General features: G+C 61.0%; 21 protein-coding genes. 18 read left to right on the top strand and 3 right to left on the bottom strand.

The window, feature by feature from the left end:
* Positions 1-80: 80 nt before the first annotated feature.
* Complete coding sequence (locus F4U95_RS22550) at positions 81-1364, top strand: type II restriction endonuclease (RefSeq protein ID WP_132470098.1); 1284 nt, start codon at positions 81-83, stop codon at positions 1362-1364.
* 6 nt (positions 1365-1370) lie between these two features.
* On the opposite strand, the gene copD is transcribed toward F4U95_RS22550, so the two are convergent.
* Together copD and copC are read right to left on the bottom strand one after the other, a co-directional pair.
* Positions 1371-2306 (bottom strand): copper homeostasis membrane protein CopD, encoded by a 936-nt coding sequence (gene copD / locus F4U95_RS22545; RefSeq protein ID WP_021243454.1) that lies wholly within the window; start codon positions 2304-2306, stop codon positions 1371-1373.
* A 4-nt stretch (positions 2307-2310) separates the two neighbouring features.
* Positions 2311-2703, bottom strand: coding sequence for a copper homeostasis periplasmic binding protein CopC (gene copC, locus F4U95_RS22540; protein WP_051035789.1), 393 nt, complete (start codon positions 2701-2703; stop codon positions 2311-2313).
* Positions 2704-2914: 211 nt separating this feature from the next.
* Here copC and F4U95_RS22535 point away from each other — a divergent pair, with 211 nt between their 5' ends.
* The 17 genes from F4U95_RS22535 (at position 2915) to F4U95_RS22455 (ending at position 18211) form a co-directional block, all read left to right on the top strand.
* Complete coding sequence (locus F4U95_RS22535; RefSeq protein ID WP_017502273.1) at positions 2915-3511, top strand: c-type cytochrome; 597 nt, start codon at positions 2915-2917, stop codon at positions 3509-3511.
* Positions 3512-3646: 135 nt separating this feature from the next.
* On the top strand, positions 3647-3928 hold the full coding sequence (locus F4U95_RS22530) for a hypothetical protein (RefSeq protein WP_017502274.1): 282 nt from the start codon (positions 3647-3649) through the stop codon (positions 3926-3928).
* Positions 3925-4362: a periplasmic heavy metal sensor gene (locus F4U95_RS22525; RefSeq protein WP_031290470.1), complete on the top strand. Its 438-nt coding sequence runs from the start codon at positions 3925-3927 to the stop codon at positions 4360-4362. The genes F4U95_RS22530 and F4U95_RS22525 overlap by 4 nt, the downstream gene beginning before the upstream one ends.
* On the top strand, positions 4359-4931 hold the full coding sequence (locus F4U95_RS22520; RefSeq protein ID WP_150426869.1) for an RNA polymerase sigma factor: 573 nt from the start codon (positions 4359-4361) through the stop codon (positions 4929-4931). The genes F4U95_RS22525 and F4U95_RS22520 overlap by 4 nt, the downstream gene beginning before the upstream one ends.
* Positions 4932-5024: 93 nt before the next feature.
* A complete protein-coding gene (locus F4U95_RS22515) occupies positions 5025-6920 on the top strand; it encodes a copper resistance system multicopper oxidase (RefSeq protein WP_021243450.1) in 1896 nt (631 codons plus the stop codon).
* Positions 6917-8182 carry a copper resistance protein B gene (locus tag F4U95_RS22510; protein WP_017502279.1) on the top strand — a complete coding sequence of 422 codons (1266 nt, stop codon included), beginning with the start codon at positions 6917-6919 and terminating at the stop codon, positions 8180-8182. Before F4U95_RS22515 ends, F4U95_RS22510 begins: the two co-directional genes overlap by 4 nt.
* The gene (locus F4U95_RS22505; protein WP_150426868.1) at positions 8173-8898 is read left to right on the top strand and encodes a PepSY domain-containing protein; all 726 of its coding nucleotides are present in this window, start codon (positions 8173-8175) and stop codon (positions 8896-8898) included. The genes F4U95_RS22510 and F4U95_RS22505 overlap by 10 nt, the downstream gene beginning before the upstream one ends.
* Positions 8899-8940: 42 nt before the next feature.
* Positions 8941-9387 (top strand): DUF305 domain-containing protein, encoded by a 447-nt coding sequence (locus tag F4U95_RS22500; protein WP_017502281.1) that lies wholly within the window; start codon positions 8941-8943, stop codon positions 9385-9387.
* 71 nt (positions 9388-9458) lie between these two features.
* The gene (locus F4U95_RS22495; protein ID WP_017502282.1) at positions 9459-9854 is read left to right on the top strand and encodes a DUF305 domain-containing protein; all 396 of its coding nucleotides are present in this window, start codon (positions 9459-9461) and stop codon (positions 9852-9854) included.
* 46 nt (positions 9855-9900) lie between these two features.
* Entirely contained in the window at positions 9901-10344 is a 444-nt protein-coding gene (locus tag F4U95_RS22490) for a DUF411 domain-containing protein (RefSeq protein ID WP_150426867.1), read from the top strand.
* Positions 10345-10537: 193 nt separating this feature from the next.
* Entirely contained in the window at positions 10538-10765 is a 228-nt protein-coding gene (locus F4U95_RS25285; RefSeq protein ID WP_231635644.1) for a hypothetical protein, read from the top strand.
* 103 nt (positions 10766-10868) lie between these two features.
* The gene (locus tag F4U95_RS22480; protein ID WP_021243444.1) at positions 10869-11153 is read left to right on the top strand and encodes a hypothetical protein; all 285 of its coding nucleotides are present in this window, start codon (positions 10869-10871) and stop codon (positions 11151-11153) included.
* Between the two features lie 135 nt (positions 11154-11288).
* Positions 11289-12518: a TolC family protein gene (locus tag F4U95_RS22475; RefSeq protein ID WP_150426866.1), complete on the top strand. Its 1230-nt coding sequence runs from the start codon at positions 11289-11291 to the stop codon at positions 12516-12518.
* On the top strand, positions 12515-14008 hold the full coding sequence (locus F4U95_RS22470; protein WP_150426865.1) for an efflux RND transporter periplasmic adaptor subunit: 1494 nt from the start codon (positions 12515-12517) through the stop codon (positions 14006-14008). The genes F4U95_RS22475 and F4U95_RS22470 overlap by 4 nt, the downstream gene beginning before the upstream one ends.
* Positions 14005-17148, top strand: a complete 3144-nt coding sequence (locus F4U95_RS22465) for an efflux RND transporter permease subunit (RefSeq protein WP_150426864.1) — start codon at positions 14005-14007, stop codon at positions 17146-17148. The genes F4U95_RS22470 and F4U95_RS22465 overlap by 4 nt, the downstream gene beginning before the upstream one ends.
* A gap of 11 nt (positions 17149-17159) precedes the next feature.
* Positions 17160-17552 (top strand): copper-binding protein, encoded by a 393-nt coding sequence (locus F4U95_RS22460; RefSeq protein WP_211364034.1) that lies wholly within the window; start codon positions 17160-17162, stop codon positions 17550-17552.
* A gap of 125 nt (positions 17553-17677) precedes the next feature.
* Positions 17678-18211: a YgjV family protein gene (locus tag F4U95_RS22455; RefSeq protein WP_150426872.1), complete on the top strand. Its 534-nt coding sequence runs from the start codon at positions 17678-17680 to the stop codon at positions 18209-18211.
* A 239-nt stretch (positions 18212-18450) separates the two neighbouring features.
* Here the strand turns inward: F4U95_RS22455 and F4U95_RS22450 are convergent, their stop codons facing one another.
* Positions 18451-19467: an aspartyl protease family protein gene (locus F4U95_RS22450; RefSeq protein ID WP_246171687.1), complete on the bottom strand. Its 1017-nt coding sequence runs from the start codon at positions 19465-19467 to the stop codon at positions 18451-18453.
* Positions 19468-19677 lie beyond the last annotated feature (210 nt).

Below are 19677 nucleotides of genomic sequence, written 5' to 3'. Positions count from 1 at the left end.
GGGGCGACCACGCAAAAACTGGTCGAATACGGGACGGAGTGCTAGCGTCGGAGAGGATCGGCGCGAAAGGGGAGCGGGGTTTGGCGGAGTTTGAATTGCTGGCGCGGCAACTGATCCAGCGATGGAAGGAAGACCCGAACGCGACGTACCAGAGCTGGTTTCTTTGGGATGAGCGCATCAAGAACTTTCGCTCGATCAGGCGTGGTCTGGCTCAGGTGGTTGCTGAGATCGAAGCCGGTCGGTTTGGCGTGGCCTATCGCGGTTCTTCTCTGGAGACGGTCGTTCATTCAGTCGCCGAGCAGAGGCAGATCTTCAAGGGCGCGGACCATGCGTTTCTCTGGAAGCCCAAATTGCGCATTCCCGACATCTATGAAAACCCGGCGAACCAACGCGCGTTTGGACGATTGCTGGACCATTGCGCCTGTTGCGACACCGCGGAAGAGATCATCGCAGGTATTCACACGATTGATCGTCTGAACATCAAAGGGCTGGGGCCAGCGGTGGCCAACCTCCTCTATTTCCTGCATCCAACCCTCGTGCCGCCGTTCAACACGGCGATCGTCAACGGCTATAACAAGCTGACCGGCGGCAAGGTGAAGCTCGGAAGCTGGCAGCATTTTCTCGCAATGCGCTCGGGCGTGCTCGACCTGAACGAGCGTTTTCGCGATCTGCTGTCGAACGATCTGGGCGCCATTGGTGGCCTTCTGTTCGACATCGGCTCGGGCCGCTATCCCGCGCCCCCGCGCGACGAGGAAGACCAGACTCTAAGATCCTGGGCCGCGCGCCTCGAGCAAGCCCGGGCCGAAGCTCAAACCCTCAACAAAGCGCTGCAAAAGCAGGGCGAGAGTGACCGCACCCATTCGGAAATCCAGGCGTGGCTGCGCGATATCGGTCTAGCGCTGGGGTATGACATCTGGATCGCATCCAATGACCGGGGACGGCTGCATGACGGGGTGCGCTTGGGGGAGGGGTGCCTCGAGAGCCTGCCAACTTCCATTTCGACATCGACGGGAGCGGATGCGATCCGCCTCATCGATGTTTTGTGGCTGGAGCAAGGCGGCGACCGGGTCGCGGCAGCCTTCGAAGTCGAACATTCGACCTCCATCTATTCGGGTATCGTCCGGATGCTGGACCTTGCGCTGAGCGGCAGCGATCTTCACGCGACAGCCGGATTGTTTCTTGTCGCTCCTGACGCTCGCGAAAGCGAAGTCCGCGCGCAAATCGCAAGGCCCGCGTTCAACCGGATCGCGGACCTCGAAATCGCCTATCTTCCCTATGGCGAGCTCGAACGGCACAAGGAGGCGATTTCCCGGTTTGGCTCGGGTCTAAAGGCGATCAAGGCGATATCGCGCGCGCTGCCTTGATGCCTTTTACATCCCGGAGGCAGGTGGCGCCAACAGCCCCAACCAGGCAACTAAGATAAGAATGGTAACGGCGCAGCCGGTCTCGATTGCGAGGCTGCGGCGGAGCGACCCTATCGCCGAGGAGGTGTTGCCTGTCTCGATCGCCGCCGCGAGCGACGGCGTCAGAAAGTAGCGATTGGCCGCCGCCAGCAACAGCATCAAGCCGAACAGCAGCAGCTTTGCCACCAGCAGCAGGCCATAGAGGCTGGTAAACATTGATCCCAGATTGGAGGGGCCGATCAGTATCCAACTATTGATCAAACCCGACACGATAAGCAGCGCCACGACCACCGATCCGACCTTCGCAAATCCATCCAGCGCGCGGTGCGAGAGGTGAATGTGATCCACCGCCATGCGCGCGGCAGGGCGGAAAACGAGGAGGCAAAGCGCGAACAACGCGCCTACCCAGATGCCAGCTGCCCAGAGATGGATGATATCGGCACCAAGATGGACCCATCCCCGCAAGCCTTCGTCGGCAGCGCCATGCCCCGTCCAGGCCAAGGTCGCCAGAGCGACAGCGGCGGTCGCTGACAGCGACCACAGGGCGAAAGCGGGACGCCGCCAACCGACGATGGAAAAATAGAGCACGAGCAGGAGGGCCGCGACCCGTACCTGCCAGACCGTCCCGATCGCAGTGCCCGATATGAGAAGATTGACCGTGGCGCGGTCTACCTGATCGAGTGGCACGCCCCCCATCGAGGCCGCCAGGACCATCATGCCCAGGATAGATAATACGATACCGGCCAGCGCGATTGTCGCCAACACCGACCGGAAACGCAGGACCGAGCCGGATGCCCGCTCAGTCCCGCGCAACGTGTAGAGGCCGAACATCGGCAACCCGAAGAGGAGCATGAGATCGAGGAAAAGTCCCAGCCTCACTGCGATCGCTATGATGTCCGGCACGGTCTTACTGGACCTTGAAGGTGTAGCTGCCCTGGATGCGATGGGTGTCAGCAGAGACGACGTGATAGTCGACCTTGTAGGTTCCAACCGGCAACGGCTTGGCAAGCGTCGCGACGAGCGTCTTGCCATCGGCGCCCACGGTGGCCTTGACGCCGTTCATCTTCATCGGCGCCATCTTCATGCCTGGCATTTCGGTCATCGTCAGGTCGAGCCCGGAAAATTGTGCGACGAGCGCTTCAGAAAAGACGAGCTGAATTCTGGTCGGGGCGGCGACCACGGCATTTGCGGCAGGGGTGGCGGCATTGAGCTTAGGGTGAGCCTGCGCAGCGGTAGCGGTGAGGACAGACGCCGCCATGGCGACGGCAAAGATTGTTTTACGAAACATCGATTTCTCCATGGGCGGCGAGACTGCCGACACATCGAATTACGCACCACGCGGCGCCACCCCTCATCAGGCGCGCAAGAATTCTGCAAATCAGAACCCCGGCGGGATTTGCGAATGAGATCTGCGCGACAGATGAGGGATCGAAGCTTGCAGTGCGTATGGACAATTGGATGGGTGTGAGAACCACCCGGATCCAAGGGACGCTGCCGCTCGGGAGGAAGCTATGGAGAATGCTAGGACGACTTGGCTGCGCAGGCACTTTCCAAGTGTAGGTTTTATCGCTGCGACAGCGCTGGTCGGCGGCGCGCTAGCGGGGATCGTCGTCTATGTGGGTGCCTATGACATCGGGGCGGATTCGCCGCACACCAAACCGGTCTATTGGCTGATCGAGCAGCTCCGAGATCGTTCCATCGCCGTGCGATCTCGTGATGTGAATGTCCCGGCCAACCTTGGGGACGTGAAGCGGCTGCAGAGCGGGGCGGGGCTCTACACCGAGATGTGCAGCGGCTGCCATCTCGGGCCAGGACTGGAAAAGTCCGAAATCAGCCAGGGACTCTATCCGAGGGCGCCGGAGCTTTCCCGCGAGGAGCAAAGATCGCCAAAGGAGCAATTCTGGATCATCAAGCATGGAGTCAAGCTGACCGCGATGCCAGCTTGGGGTAAGACCCATAGCGACGAACTGATCTGGGATATGGTGGCTTTCGTAAGGCAACTTCCGCGTATGTCACCCGCCCAATATCAGGCGGCAATAGCCAGTGCGCCCGAAGACCATGACGCGATGATGAAGGATATGCCCGGCATGACGAAGACGGCGCCATAGCGTTGCGGCTGCTCCGTCGCTGTTGCTCAGATCTGCCCGCTATGTGCGATGCTTTGGCGGACAGGCTGATAGAGGGGAAAGTAAAGAACACGTCCTGGGCCGTTGCCCCGGATTGATTGAGGATTGGACTTTTCGATGGATACCGACCTGGACCGGCTGCTGAGCCGCTTACGCAACGAACCGACGCATCCGGGGCTGATTGGTCTGGAGGATGCTGTGTTCCGACGCATAGCGGCATTGCCGCAGGTTTCGACCGCGTCTCAATTCCGTCTCGGTGCGGTCGCGGCTTTCGGAGCGGTACTGCTGGGTATCGCCAGCAATGGCTTTACGCCGCGTGCCGAGGCGTCGGTCACGCTATCGCCTTTCGGGCCATCAAATCCGCTTGCCCCTTCGACGCTGCTGGTAGGTTCTCAATGAAGCCCAAATTGCTCCTCCTCGTCGCCATCGTCGCCTTTGCATCGGCGGTTGCGGGCGTGTTCCTGGGCCGCTACTTTTTCCCGCAGCCCAAGGCAGCCGGCGTCGAGCTCCACGATGTCTTGCACAGCAAGCTCGATCTGGATGATCGTCAGAAGGCCAAGATCGAGCTGCTAGAGCAGGGTTTCGCCGTGCGTCGGCGCGCGCTGGAGCTTGAACTGCGATCGGACAATGCGCGTCTCGCAGCCGCGATCGAGGTCGAACATGGCGAAGGGCCGCGTGTGACCGCGGCCGTCGATCAGTCGCATCAGGCAATGGGCGAACTGCAAAAGGAAACGCTCGGGCACATCTTCGCCATGCGGCAAATCCTTCGCCCCGATCAGGCCAAGACCTTCGATCAGGCGGTGGTTCATGCGCTCACCGACGATGCACGGTGAGTCTGGATCTCCAGGCGTGTTCGGACGGTGAACTAGCGGCACTGACGCTTGCCGGTCGGCAGTCGGCTTTCGCCGAGATTATGCGTCGGCACCAGACAGCGATATTTCGACTGGTGCGCGGCCTGGTCGGGAATGCCGAGGAAGCACTTGATCTCACGCAGGACTGCTTTGTATCCGCGTTCAGCCATCTGCGGAAATATGATGGTGCGCGTCCGTTGCGCGCCTGGCTATCCCGGATCGCGATTAACAAATGTCGCGATTGCCGCCGCCGCCAGAGGGTGCGGCAGCTCTTCACATTTGGCTCCGCGCCGTCGGATGATGAGATTGAGCAAGTGCCGGATGACGCACCCTCCGCACATGCCAGTGCTGAATCGAAAATAGAGGTGGAGCGACTGTCGGCGGCGATCAGCGCATTGCCTGCCACGTTGCGTGAAGTCCTGATGCTCAGGACCGTCGAAGGGCTCAGTCAATCAGAGGCCGCCAAAGCGCTTTCCGTCAGTAGCAAGGCTGTGGAGACGCGCCTGTATCGCGCGCGCGCGCGCCTCGCAGAAATACTCGCTGAGGAATGAGGGGTGCGCGCTGCTCGCGCGTAAGGATAAAGAGATACCGCGCTTAAGCGTCTTTTCAGACCCAAAGTGCTGCACGTTGAACAAGGAGATATTATGTCCCCCGGATTGAACCGCCGCGACCTTTTCCGCGGCGCTGCGCTGGCCGGCGGTGGCCTCGCATTGTCGGCATGGCTGCCGGCATGGGCTCAACCCATTTCGTCCGGGATTGCCAAGCCACTGCCAACGGTCAGCGGGAACGATATCACGCTCAAGATCGCGCATCAGATGATGATGATCGACGGCCGACAAAGCCATGCCATCGGCATCAATGGCACTGTGCCTGCGCCCCTCATCCGTCTGCGTCAGGGCCAAAACGTCCGCCTGTCGGTGATCAACGATCTCGAGGAAGACAGCTCGATCCACTGGCACGGCCTGCTTTTGCCGTTCCAGTTCGACGGCGTGCCCGGCATCAGCTTCCCCGGCATCAAGCCCAAGTCGACCTTTGTCTATGAGTTCCCCATCGTCCAGGCTGGCACCTATTGGTATCATAGCCATTCGGGGCTGCAGGAGCAGTTAGGTCATTACGGACCGATTGTCATCGACCCGGAAGGCGAGGATCCGATTCAGTCGGATCGAGAGCATGTCATCGTGCTCTCCGACCATAGCCAGATGCATCCGCACGCAATTTTCCGGAAGCTCAAGCAGGTCGGCGGTGGCTATTTCAATTATCAGCGGCAAACGCTGGCCGGTTTGCTGGCCAAGGAAGACCAACCCCTCAAGGACCGACTTGACTGGGGCAATATGCGGATGGATCCGACCGACGTGTCCGATGTCACGGGCTCGACCTATACCTATCTCGTGAATGGGCATGGCCCACGGGACAACTGGACCGCGCTTTTCAAGCCAGGTGAGCGCGTTCGCCTGCGTTTCGTCAATGCCTCCGCGATGACGACGTTCAATGTCCGGATTCCCGGTCTCAAACTTACGGTTGTTCAGGCCGACGGGCTCAATGTCAGGCCGGTCGAGGTCGACGAGTTTCAGATCGCGGTTGCCGAGACCTATGATGTCATCGTTACTCCGACCGATGATCGCGCCTACACGCTGGTCGGTGAATCCGTTGATCGTTCGGGCATGGCACGCGCCACACTGGCTCCGCGTGAAGGCATGACGGCCGAAGTTCCGCCGCTCCGCAAGCGGCCCCTTGCCGATATGAAGGACATGGGCATGGGGGACATGGATATGAGCGGCATGTCCGGCATGGACCACGCAGCAATGGGGCATGACATGTCTGCCGGCGGAGCTGCCGCGGGCGGGATGGCAGGCATGGATATGGGGGCCGGCGCGTCGATGCCAAGCATGCAAAAACCGGCGGATAGTTCCATGGCCAACATGCCCGGAATGGGCAGCGGGTCCGGTGATACAATGGGCGGCATGGCGATGGGCGGAATGGGCGGCATGAACATGCGCGACGCCAGCAAAGCGCCGCAGGTTAAGATGGGACCGGGTGTCCAGACGATCTCGCCCATGCCGATGGATCGCACGGGAGAACCGGGACAGGGTCTCGAAGACGTTGGCCACCGGGTTCTTGTCTATCGCGATCTCATGGCGGTGGAGCGCAACCCCGATGTTCGCGCGCCAGACCGCGCGATGGAAATCCACCTGACCGGGAATATGGAACGCTATATGTGGTCGTTCGATGGGGTGAAGCTCAGTGACAAGCGCGAGCCCATTCCCTTTATCGAAAACGAAAGGGTCCGCGTCACGCTCGTCAATGACACGATGATGTCGCACCCGATCCATCTTCATGGGCATTTCTTCGAGCTGGTGACCGGGCATGGCGAGTATTCGCCGCGCAAACACACCGTCAATGTCGCACCAGGAGGCAAGGTAAGTTTCGACGTCACCGCAGACGCAGTCGGCGACTGGGCGTTTCACTGCCATATGCTCTATCACATGCATGCCGGGATGATGCGCGTCGTCTCTGTCCGTCCCCGGGGAGATGCCGCATGAAGTCGCTTCTCCTTCTGATCGGCGCGGCCCCGCTCGCCTTGGCGACCCCAGTCAGCGCGCAGTCGATGCAGAATATGCCGGGCATGAACATGCCTGCTGCTCAGCCAGCGGCGAAGAAAAAGCCGGTGGCCAAGCCAGCAAGCCAGCCCAGGCGCGCCGCTGCGCCCACGGCTAAGGGCAAGCCTGCCACCCCGAAGCGCCGGGCACCGGCAGCAAAACCCAAGTCGGCGCCGCACGACATGTCGGGCATGGGGGCTATGTCCGGCATGGAGATGCCCGGTGACAAGACGCCTCCAACGGCTGACCCGCATGCCGGCCACGACATGTCCGGCATGCCTGGCATGACCATGCCCGATGGGGCGGGCGGTACGATGAAACACGACATGCCCGGCATGGACATGCAGGCGGCACCCGGCGGTCAGCCGATGCAGCACGATATGTCGTCGATGCCCGGCATGGCGATGGATGGGCCGATGGCAGCCCATGGCGCTGGTGGCACCAGTCTCATGCCCGGCAACGCCCCTGCACCCCAACCTCCTACCGACAACTATGCCGACCGCGTCTACAAAAACGGCGAGATGGCGGCTTCGCGTACCATGCTGCATAAGGAACATGGCGGCTCATCCAGCTCGATGATCCTGTTCAATCTGGCGGAATATCAGGTCCGTAACGGCCGCGACGGCTATCGGTGGGACGGGGAGGCGTGGTTCGGCAAGGATCTCGATCGGCTGGTGGTCAAGACAGAGGGTGAGGGCGTTCTTGCTGGCAGAAGCGGCACCTACATGGAGACCGCAGAAGTTCAGGCGCTCTACAGTCGTGCACTCGACCCTTATTGGAACCTCCAGGCGGGTGTCCGTTACGATTTCAAACCCAACCCATCCCGTACTTATGCGACGATCGGTATTGAGGGGGTGGCGCCTTACTGGTTTGAGACCGAGGCTGCCCTGTTTCTGTCGAACAAAGGCGAGGTGTTGGGGCGGATCGAGGGCTATTATGATCAGCGTATCACGCAACGCCTCATTCTCCAGCCGCGCCTGGAAGTGAACCTTTCAGCACAAAATGTCCCGGAGACGCGGATTGGAGCGGGCATCACGAACGCCGAATTGGGACTGCGTTTGCGTTACGAACTGCGCCGCGAATTTGCCCCCTACATCGGCGTTTCTTACGACCGAAAGTTCGGGCGGACGGCGGACTATGCACGCTCAGACGGAGGGGACGTGAAGGCGGCCAGCTTTGTAATCGGTGTTCGGACCTGGTTCTGAGAAGCGCCAAACTCCGCTTCCACATCGGGGCTAGCCGCGTTCATCGCTGGTTAGCCCTGGTTATCGGCGTCCAGCTGCTGCTTTGGTTTGCGAGCGGTCTTGTCATGAGCCTGTTGCCGATCGAGCGAGTCCGCGGTGAACATCTCGTCGAGCGATCGTCGCCAGCGATATTGGAACAGTCGAGATCGCGCGCGCCGTTGGACCTAGTGTTGCGCGCGGCGACCAGACCCGTGCGTGAAGTCCGATATCGCGCGCTGCTCGGCCGCGAGATTGCGGAGGTCGAGTCTATCGATGGGACGATCTCACTCCACGATGCAGAAACAGGTCGTCGACTTGGTCCCGTGAACGCTGCGATGGCTCGCGCGGTGGCGATACAGGCCTACCGTGGTACGTCGGAGCCGCCGAGCGTGCGCCTGGTTGTGGCGTCGACCCCAGAATTCAAGGGCGTCCTGCCGGCCTGGCGGGTGGACTTCCCTGACCGCGAAGCGACCCGCGTCTATGTTGCCCAGAATAGTGGTCGGATCGTCGCTGTGAGAAATGGAACGTGGCGCCTGTTCGATTTCTTCTGGGCGCTCCACATCATGGATTGGAAAAACCACGAAAATTTCAACACGCCGTGGTTGATGGCGTTTGCCGCAGGTGGTCTCGCATTGGCGATCGCGGGTTCGGCACTTTTGTATCTTCGGTGGCCGCGAAAGCGACGCCGCACGGGTTGAATAGTCAAGCAGGATCGGGGCGGGGGCCAAAGGAGACGACCAATGATGAAAAATGCCTATGCGAGCCTCGCCCTGCAGACCTTGGTTGGCGGCGTCATCATGTATCTGGTGATGTTCGTCATGATCGACAGCTTGGGGAGCTTCTACAACAACCTGAATATGCTCTACATGACGCTAATGATGGTGGCGCCCATGGTGGTGCTGATGGTCCTCGCGATGGGCCATATGTTCCCGTCGAAAAAGGCAAACGCGGCCCTTATATTAGGGTCAGTTGCGATATTCGCCGGATCATTTGCCCTCATCCGCACGCAAACAACGATCGGCGATACAGCATTCCTCCGATCGATGATCCCGCATCATTCGGGCGCGATCCTGATGTGCCGCGAGGCCTCCTTGAAGGATCCGGAAATCGTTCGTCTGTGCAGCGGCATCGAGGAATCTCAGCGCCGCGAAATCGATGAAATGAAGGCTATTCTAGCCCGCAAGTAGGCTTCGCGCTCCCGTTCCCGTAAATTTTGTGCCGCCTCACGAGGGAAATGGCGCGCCCATGCGTATTATCAATGCGGGGCGCTGAGGAGAGAATTGTGAAGAAAATAGTCCCCATCATCATCGCTGGATTGGTGGCCGCGCCGGCGATCGCCCAAATGCAGGGCATGGACCATAGCAAGATGGACATGCGCCAGACCATGAACCCCACGCCAGCCAATCCTTACCCGCCTGCAGAAATGGAGATGCATCAGAAGATGATGTCCGCCACGGGCAGCGATGCAACGGAGACCTGGGTGCGCAAGATGATCGAGCATCATCGCGGTGCGATTGCGATGTCACGCATCGTTTTGCGCGACACCAAGGACGCGCAGGTCCGAATGATGGCGAACAAGTCAATCACCGAGCAAACGCGAGAAGTGGGCGAGCTTCAAGGCTGGCTGAGAGCCCACAACAAGCGCGCCCAATAGACCTTTCCTCCCCCGCCCAGGGGCGGGGGAACCAATAAGGGATCGTATGACACTCAAATTTGCCCTCGCTGCGTTCATAGCAGCCTTCTCCGTCGCCAGCGCCGAAGCTGCCCCGATCATCATGCATCGTGACTCTGGTTGCGGTTGCTGCGAACAGTGGGCGGCCCAGGTGCGCAGACAATTTGGACAAAGCGTCAATATCGTCGACGACCAGCAACGCGGCCGCTTTCAACGCGCTCAAGGCGTGCCCGCTGCGCTGGCATCATGCCATACTGCAATTGTCGATGGCATAGTTTTCGAGGGCCACGTTCCCATTGCCGACATGAAGCGCGCGATCGCGAAGCGCCCGAAGGGCGTAAAGGGATTGGCCGTAGCGGGCATGCCGCTGGGTTCTCCGGGGATGGAAGTCCCCGGCCAAAAACCACAACCCTACTCTGTCATCGCCTTCGGATCGGCGGGTCAGACGGTATTTGCCCGACACGGCGGGTGACCATCTCGTTGATCTTTGATGCTACGAGGCGTAATAAATAACGGCTGTGAAACGCGTTTTGCAACTTCTTCTCCTTCTGGGAGCCATGGTTGGCTTGATTGGCCAAGCGGCGGCCTTTGCGTCCGCTCCGCCTGCGATGTCCGCCCCAATGGCCACGTCTGTGCAGGCCGTGGCTGGGATGTCGGAAGACTGCATGAAGATAATGGCACAGCAGCAACAACCTGCTCAGAAGCCTTGCAAGGGCATAACCCTGGAATGCATCGCGGCCATGGGCTGCGTCGTTCCGCTGGCCGTTCGTAATGACGCGCCTATGCTGGAAGCACGCGAAGCCAGTCCAGCTCTGCCCTTCTGGGCAACCATCACTGTCCTGCACGGCAGTGACCTCACTCCCGAACCGGAACCACCGACTCTCCTTGGCTGATCGACACCGGCTGCCAGGCTGACAGGATTCTTGCGTCTATCGCGCATCTGAAAATCCTGTCTGACCCGCGGCTACCACGATATTTTGCCCAAGGATTACAGTCATGAAGAACCGTGTTTTCTATGCCCTGCTGGGCATTGCGCTTGCCGCTCCCGTTGCCGCTTTCGCCGGCGAACCCAACACAAACTCGCAGTCTGGCCATTATGAATGGCGTCAATCGCCAAACTATGGCCCGCGTGCGCCATCTATGAGCCCCCGTCGCGTCTGGGTGCCCGATGCTCCGCAGATGGCGAACTGCAACTGCGACATGATGAAGATGAGCGCGGCGGACTGCATGAAGGAGATGCATAGCATGGCATCGCCTTCGTCGGCTCCCTCGGCCGGCTAGGCACAGCCTCTGGCCGTGTAAGGTCGCATAGACGGCCAGGCCAGCAGTGGCGGCGGGATTGCCCCCATCCCGCCGCCACTGACATGCCTGCCAGAGTGCGCGACGCCGGCCTGATCCTCCGATCAGGAGTTTTCCATGCGATTGTTTGTTTGTCTGCCGCTGCTCGCGGCGATCCCCGGCGTTGCATTCGCTGGTCCCCTCACTTTCGACGCTGCGCTCCAGCGCGCGCGGCAGGAAGCGCCGTCGATCAAGGCCAAGGCGCTCGCCGCCGAGGCCGCTCGTTCCGCTCGTGGCGGCGCCGGATCGCTACCTGATCCGACTCTGGCCGTTGGGCTCGACAGTTTCCCGATCTCGGGGCCATTGGCGTTTGCTCCCGGGCAGGACAATTTCACGATGGCGCGGGTGGGCGTGTCCCAGGATATTCCCAACCTCGCCAAGCGCCGTGCGCAACGCGCCCGCGCTGACAGCGATATCAAGGCTGCAGATGCCGACACCGCATTTGAGGCGCGTTCGGTTGAGGTCGGCACTGCGCTTGCCTGGATCAACCTTGCCTATGCCGAGCGCCGGCTGACCGCGCTTGATGATCTTCTAGCCCGTCTGGAGCGCGTGGTGCGGACAACGCCCAGTGCCGTCGCGTCGGGCAATGCCCGGCCTGCGCAGACTCTTGCCGGCCGACAGGCTATCGCCTCATTAGAAGATCGTCGCAGCGAACTGGTCTCAAACATAGCGCGGGCACGGGCTGCTCTGACGCGATGGACGGGTGACCCGGCGCCTGAAATTGCCGGATCTATTCCCGACTTCCCTGTCGATGGGGCCGAACTGCGCGCTGGCCTGGATCGCCTTCCCACCATGGCAATGATCGACGCCCAGTCCGGTCAGGCAATGGCCGATGTGCGTATGGCCGATGCCAACCGCCGTTCCGACTTCGGGGTGAACCTTGCCTATCAACGCCGCGACCCTCGTTTTGGAGATTATGTGTCAGCCGGTGTGACGGTCAGTCTGCCCTTCTTCACCCGCAGTCGACAGAATGCGGGCATTGCGGCGGCCCAGGAGAATGCCGGACGCATCCTGGCCGAACGCGACGCGGCCCTGCGGGCGCTGGCCGCTGATCTCGAAACCGATCTTGCGGACCATATCATGCATCATGAACAGTGGCTGCGCGCGCGGGACACATTGCTGCCACTCGCCGAGCAGCGGGTGACGTTGGAGACGGCAAGCTACGGGGCAGGTCGCGCCAATCTTGTCGATATCGCGGATGCCTATGCGGCCCTTGCCGACGTCACCCTCAACACTCTCGACCGTGAAGCCCTTGTCGCTGCTGACGGTGTTCGACTGAACCTTACGTATCGGAGCGAATTGCAATGAGCCATTTCACAATCCCTCGGGGCGGCCTTTTCGGTGCCGCGGCGCTGCTCGCGGTCGCCGCTGGCGGGGTCGGTTTCACCATCTCTGAATGGAGAGGAGGATCACCCGACGCTACGGCCGCCAAACCGCCGGCACGCAAGATCCTCTATTGGTATGACCCGATGATCCCCGCTGAGCATCATGACGGTCCAGGCCTGTCGTCGATGGGAATGCAAACAATCCCGCGCTATGCGGATGAGGTGGGGGCAAGCGCGGCACAGCCGGGAATATCGATCGACCCGTCCGCCTCCCAGGCGCTCGGAATGCGAACGGTGGCTGTGCGGCGCGGCGAATTGGCGAGCAGTCTCACCGCCACCGGCACGATCGACTTCAACCAGCGCGACGTTGCGATCGTTCAGGCGCGTGCAGGCGGCTTCGTTTCCCGTGTCTATGGCCGCGCACCTGGTGATGTGATCGGTGCAGGCGCGCCGCTTGCCGATGTTCTGGTGCCGGAATGGGGCGGCGCACAGACCGAGTTTCTGGCGGTCCGCCGCACCGGCAACGCCGCTCTGATCCAGGCCGCGCGTCAACGGCTCATGCTGCTCGGCATGCCCTCCGGCACGATCGCATCGGTCGAGCAAACCGGACGACCGCATAATGTGATCACCATCTCCACGCCCACGGGCGGCGTGATCAAGACGTTGAACGTGCGGGGCGGCATGACCTTGATGGCAGGCCAGACGCTTGCCGAGGTCAACGGGCTCGGCACCGTCTGGTTGAATGCCGCCGTGCCCGAAGCGGTCGCCGGTCCCTTGAAGCCTGGACAAGCGGTGCGAGCCGCGCTTGCAGCCTTCCCCGGCGAAACCATCTCCGGGCGTGTCTCGGCGATCCTGCCCACGACTCAGGTCGACAGCCGGACGCTCACGGTGCGGATCGAGCTGCCCAACCGCGGCGGGCGCTTGCGGCCCGGCATGTTCGCGACCGTGTCGTTCGGCGGCAGTACGCAGCCGGCATTGCTGGTGCCGTCCGAGGCGCTGATCCGCACCGGCAAGCGGACGTTGGTGATGCTCGCGCTCGACAAGGGGCGTTACCGCCCCGCCGAGGTACAAACCGGGCGCGAATCCGGTGACGATACCGAGATATTGGCTGGCCTCAGCGAAGGTGAAAAGATCGTCGCCTCGGGCCAGTTCCTGATCGACTCCGAGGCGAGTTTGTCCGGCGTCGAAGCGCGGCCGATCGGTGGCAGCGCGCCGCCGGCAATTGCCAAACCCACAGCTGTAGCCGCGCTGTACGAGACCGTCGGCAAGATCGAACAGATCACCACCACTTCGGTGACGCTCAGCCATGAGCCGGTGCCCGCCATCGGCTGGCCGGCAATGACGATGACCTTCCAACTTCCAGACCCGAAGATCGCGCGGGGCCTGAAGACTGGCGATCGCGTCCGCTTCGGCTTCGACCAGCCACCGGCCGGACCGACGATCCGGCGTATGGCGAAGGTTGCCGACCAATGATCGCCCATCTCATCCGCTGGTCGGTCAAGAACCGCTTCTTCGTCCTGATCGGCGTGCTGGCCCTCATCGGTGTAGGCGTCTGGGCGGTGCGATCGACCGCGATCGACGCGCTGCCCGATCTCTCCGACACCCAGGTCATCATCCGCACCAGCTATCCGGGACAGGCGCCGCAGATCGTCGAGAATCAGGTCACCTATCCGCTCACCACCACCATGCTCTCGGTCCCCGGCGCCAAGACGGTGCGCGGCTATTCCTTCTTCGGCGACAGCTTCGTCTATGTGATCTTCGAGGACGGCACCGATCTCTATTGGGCGCGCAGCCGCGTACTCGAATATCTCAACCAGGTGCAGGGACGATTGCCGGCGAGCGCGCGTAGTGCGCTCGGTCCAGACGCGACCGGGGTCGGCTGGGTCTATGAATATGCGCTGGTTGACAAAACCGGCCGGCACGATCTTGCCCAGCTTCGCGGGTTTCAGGACTGGTTCCTGCGCTACGAGTTGAAGACCGTCCCGGGCGTCGCCGAGGTTGCCAGCATCGGTGGGATGGTGAAGCAGTACCAGGTGCTGCTCGATCCGGTGAAGCTCGCCGCCTATGGGATTACCCACAGCCAAGCGGTCCAGGCGATCCAGCAGGCCAATCAGGAAGCGGGCGGCTCGGTGCTGGAGATGGCCGAGGCCGAATATATGGTCCGCGCCTCGGGCTATCTGAAGACGCTCGACGATTTCCGCGCGATCCCGCTCAGAACCGCTGCGGGCGGCGTGCCCGTGCGGCTAGGCGATGTCGCCACGATCCAGATCGGCCCCGAAATGCGGCGCGGCATCGCCGAATTGAACGGCGAAGGCGAGGTCGCCGGCGGCGTGGTGATATTGCGCTCGGGCAAGAACGCCCGGGAAACGATCGCGGCGGTCAAGGACAAGCTGGCGGACCTCAAGAAGAGTCTGCCGCCCGGCGTCGATGTGGTGACGGTCTATGACCGTTCACAGTTGATCGACCGCGCCGTCGCGAATCTCACCCACAAGCTGATCGAGGAGTTCATCGTCGTCGCGATCGTCTGCGGCCTGTTCCTCTGGCATGTTCGCTCGGCGCTGGTCGCGATCCTGACCTTGCCGCTGGGCGTCCTCGCGGCATTTACCGTGATGCGGTTCCAGGGGGTGAACGCCAACATCATGTCGCTCGGCGGCATCGCCATTGCCATCGGTGCGATGGTCGATGCGGCCGTGGTCATGATCGAGAATGCCCACAAGAAGATCGAGCGCTGGGAGCAGGATCACCCGGACAAGCATCTCGAAGGCGAAATGCGCTGGATCGTCATCACCGAAGCTGCTGCCGAGGTCGGACCGGCGCTGTTCTTCAGCCTGCTGATCATCACGCTGTCCTTCATTCCCGTGTTCACGCTCGAAGGACAGGAGGGCAGGCTGTTCGCACCGCTCGCCTTCACCAAAACCTATGCGATGGCGTCAGCGGCGATCCTGTCGGTGACCCTGGTGCCGGTGCTGATGGGTTTGCTGATCCGGGGAAAAATCCCGCCCGAGCAGTCGAACCCGGTCAATCGCTGGCTGACCAATATCTATCGACCCGCGCTCGACTGGACGATGCAGCGACCGAAGACAGTGCTGCTGATCGCGGCACTCGCCTTTGCGACCACGGCCTGGCCGCTCACACGCCTTGGCGGTGAGTTCATGCCGAATATGGACGAGGGCGACCTGCTCTACATGCCGTCAGCGCTTCCCGGCCTTTCGGCGGCGAAGGCGTCGCAACTGCTCCAGCAGACCGATCGGCTGATCAAGACCGTGCCTGAGGTCGAGAGCGTGTTCGGCAAGGCCGGGCGCGCGGAGACTGCAACCGATCCGGCGCCGCTGGAGATGTTCGAGACCACGATCCAGTTCAAGCCACGCGATCAGTGGCGGCCGGGGATGACGCCCGACAAGCTGGTCGAGGAGCTTGATCGCACGGTGAAGCTCCCCGGCCTCGCCAATGTTTGGGTGCCGCCGATCAGGAATCGCATCGATATGCTCGCCACCGGCATCAAGAGCCCGATCGGGGTCAAGGTGTCGGGTGCCGATCTCGCCCAGCTTGATCGCGTCGCGCATGACGTCGAGGCGGTGGCCAAGACCGTACCCGGCGTCAGCTCGGCGCTCGCCGAACGGCTGACTGGTGGACGTTATGTCGACGTCGACATCAACCGGGCGGCCGCCGCTCGGCTCGGGTTGAACGTCGCCGACGTTCAGGCGATCGTCTCGGGCGCGATCGGCGGGGAGACGATCGGCGAGACAGTGGAGGGGCTTGCGCGTTATCCGATCAGCGTGCGCTATCCGCGTGAGCTGCGCGACAGCCTTGAAGGGCTGCGCACCTTGCCGGTTCTGACCCCGTCGGGACAACAGATCACGCTTGGCACGGTGGCAAATATATCGATCGCAGAGGGGCCGCCGATGCTCAAGACCGAGAACGCACGGCCCTCGACCTGGGTCTATGTCGACGTGCGCGGGCGCGACCTCGCCTCGGTAGTCGGCGACCTGCAACGCGCGGTGGCGAAACAGGTCAGGCTTTCGCCCGGCGTCAGCCTCGCTTATTCTGGCCAGTTCGAATACCTCGAGAGGGCAGTCGACAAGCTAAAATTGGTCGTACCGGCAACGCTGTTGATCATCTTCGTACTGCTTTACCTGATTTTCGGACGGTTCGATGAAGCCGCGCTAATCATGGGCACTTTGCCGTTCGCACTGACGGGCGGCTTCTGGATCCTCTATCTTCTAGGTTTCAACCAGTCGGTCGCGACCGGCGTCGGGTTCATCGCCTTGGCGGGCGTCTCCGCCGAATTCGGCGTGGTGATGCTGATCTACCTTAAGAATGCGCTTGAGGAGCGGGGCGGGGCTCCCGACGCCGATCAGGTGAAAACTGCCGTGCGCGAAGGGGCGCTTTTGCGGGTCCGGCCCAAGGCGATGACGGTAGCCGTCATCCTAGCGGGCCTGCTGCCGATCCTGTTCGGATCAGGGGCCGGATCCGAAGTCATGAGCCGAATCGCCGCGCCGATGATTGGCGGTATGCTGACCGCGCCGCTGTTGTCGATGTTTGTCCTGCCTGCCGCCTATCTGCTGCTTCGGCGGCCGAAAACCAAGCCCGCGCACGAACCCGTTTTACCATGAAGGAGAAGACCATGAAGCATGCACGATTGACGATCGCCGTTGGCCTCGCCGCCCTGACTGCTGCATGCGGCAAAAAGGCGGAGGCGCCGGTCGCGGCCGCGACCAACGAGGCAGCACCCAGCGCCGCGATGAGTGGTGACGTGGGCAATATGGCGATGGAGCCTTCGGCAGCCGCGCCGATAAAGGCCAAGGGGCATGGCACGGTCACCGCGATCGACAAGGCCACCGGGATGATCACCCTCAATCATGGTGCAATTCCAGAAGCCAAATGGCCGGCGATGACGATGGCGTTCAAGGCAGCGCCGACGATCACGGATGCCGTGAAGGTCGGCGACAAGGTCGATTTTGATCTCACGCTGGTTGGCAGTGCCGGTGAGGTGACGGCGATCCAAAAGAAGCCTTAAAAAGCTCATTTCTTGAAGGCCATTAAAGCGTAATTAACCTCGTTCCTTCACGCTTCAGCTATGAGAAACGAGAGAGCTGGGCGCGAAACGCAGATCAAGATTGGAAGAACCGCACGGTGGCTGTCATGATTGCCACTGCCTTCGGCTGCGTGGCTCTTTTGTGTGTCGTCAGCTGGCCATTTTTCGGTGACTACCGAACGGTGGTCAAAATCCAGAGCGCGGGTGCTGCCGCATTCGCGCTCTATTTCCTGATGCTGGGCTCGCCCACCGCTGCGATAGCGTGCCTCATTTCATGCTCGCAGCTCGTCATCTCCGCGTCAGTGCGCGATCGCTACGTGGTTAAAAGACTTTATGGAGCGACCCTCATTTTGTTGGCCTTCCTCTCGGTTGTGACTTGGCACGGCATCCCGTCGGCTTTGGCATTTGCCGGCAGTTCGTTGGGCAGTCTCGCAAGACTTCAGACCTCAACGACGCGGATGAAAGGCATTTTCCTGGCAGGCGCACCGTTTTGGCTCGCCCACAATTTGATGGTCGGAGCTTTGTTCGCATTGGGCACGGATCTGGTCTCGTTAGCTTCTAACTTGGCGAACTTGGTAAAGTTCCTCGTGCGACGGGGCGTTTCAGCGCGCGCCTCAACATTAATCGCGTCGATTACCTAGCCCGTCGCGATCTTAGCTTGATTTGGATATCTAACAACGATCGCCGTCTAACTACGGTCGATGTACAGTGATCTCAGACGAAAAATCCTGTGGGATGGGCCTCCGGAGCATAGGTTGCTACTCAACATGATTCATATCCGGTGACATTCATCATCGGCATCGGCATTGCGCTTAGCAGGCGCGGCATCGGTCGCGACGTCGTTGTTTGGTTCTTTGGCAACCTCATTCTGGTGGTCGTTTTAATAATAATCGGCCAGACAAAGGTCGCGCGTCCGCCCTAAGTGATCCTTCAACGCCACGATCGTACCGGGCTTCATGAAGCGCCACCGCCAATGATGGTCGAAAGTATATGATGAATCGATATCGCGACCATTGATTGCGAGAATGCCATCTCCAACGCCCCAGCCGCTTTGGGCAGCGGGGCTGTTTTTCGCTACATGAACAACGTGGAGTTCGTCTTTGGTAAGCGCCAATCCAAAGCCGCTGTGATCCTCTAGCATTGGTAAGCCCCGCTGGGCCGGCCTGAGCCAAAGCTGGCCGGCTGAAACGTCAAGCACCACATCGAACTGTGCGATTAAAGGTAGTCCTATGCTTCCGACGGCACTGGTGGAAAGCCAAGTTGTGGGGGAAAGCGTCGGGGCGGCCCGGATCGGAACTTTACCTAATTTAACTCGATCGGTAATGAACGTGGTGGCACTCGTTATGCCGTCGATGCCTCCGATCGCAGCTGTGGACTGACGAACTCCTTGAAGGAGTCGGTGATCACTTACATAAGACGGGGCCAGCATTAACGCCGTTGAACTCCCCAAATCGAAGACCATAGGCATATTTGCGAGGTCCATCACAGAGGCGTCCACAAGGAGTTCGCGGTTCGACCCGTGTATAAGCGAAACGCGCTCCCAGCCTTTTTCGCCCGCAAATCCGCCTGTGGCGCCAACTGAAAGGCGCCGGTTGGCAAAGTCGAAAGCGACACAACGCTCCGCCAGCATGTCTTCGCCAAGCACCATCTCGACGGGGCGGCCTAGCGCAGACGAAACGGCTTTCAGGTCGGCTATGAAGACAGAGGGCAAGCGTCGCCGTTCACCTCCAAACTTTATCTCGATATTGCGTGCCAACAGAGCACTTGCTCGCCCGCTGACACCTCGAACTGTTCGCTTCTCAGTAGGTGAGAGCCCTAATTTTGTCGCTAGCGAAGAACTAATGATCGATGCTGCGCTACCACTGTCAATAATCGCGCCAACGCTAAGACCCGCCACGTCGATCGAGAGAATTATCGTATCGCCTGTTACAAGGCTGAACGGTTGCCATAGAGGGGAGGTGAAGCGCCCCGGGTTTCCAGGAGGCTCCAACTTGTGAGAAGGAGCATCCGTTATGAGCAAGACAACCAACAAATTTTCACCTGAAGTCCGCGAGCGGGCGGTTCGTATGGTGGTGGAGCAGCGGGCCGAGTACGGCTCGGAATGGGA

The organism is Sphingobium limneticum, from assembly GCF_008710165.1.
GTDB lineage: Bacteria > Pseudomonadota > Alphaproteobacteria > Sphingomonadales > Sphingomonadaceae > Sphingobium > Sphingobium limneticum.
This window is presented reverse-complemented; position numbering and strand designations above follow the sequence as displayed.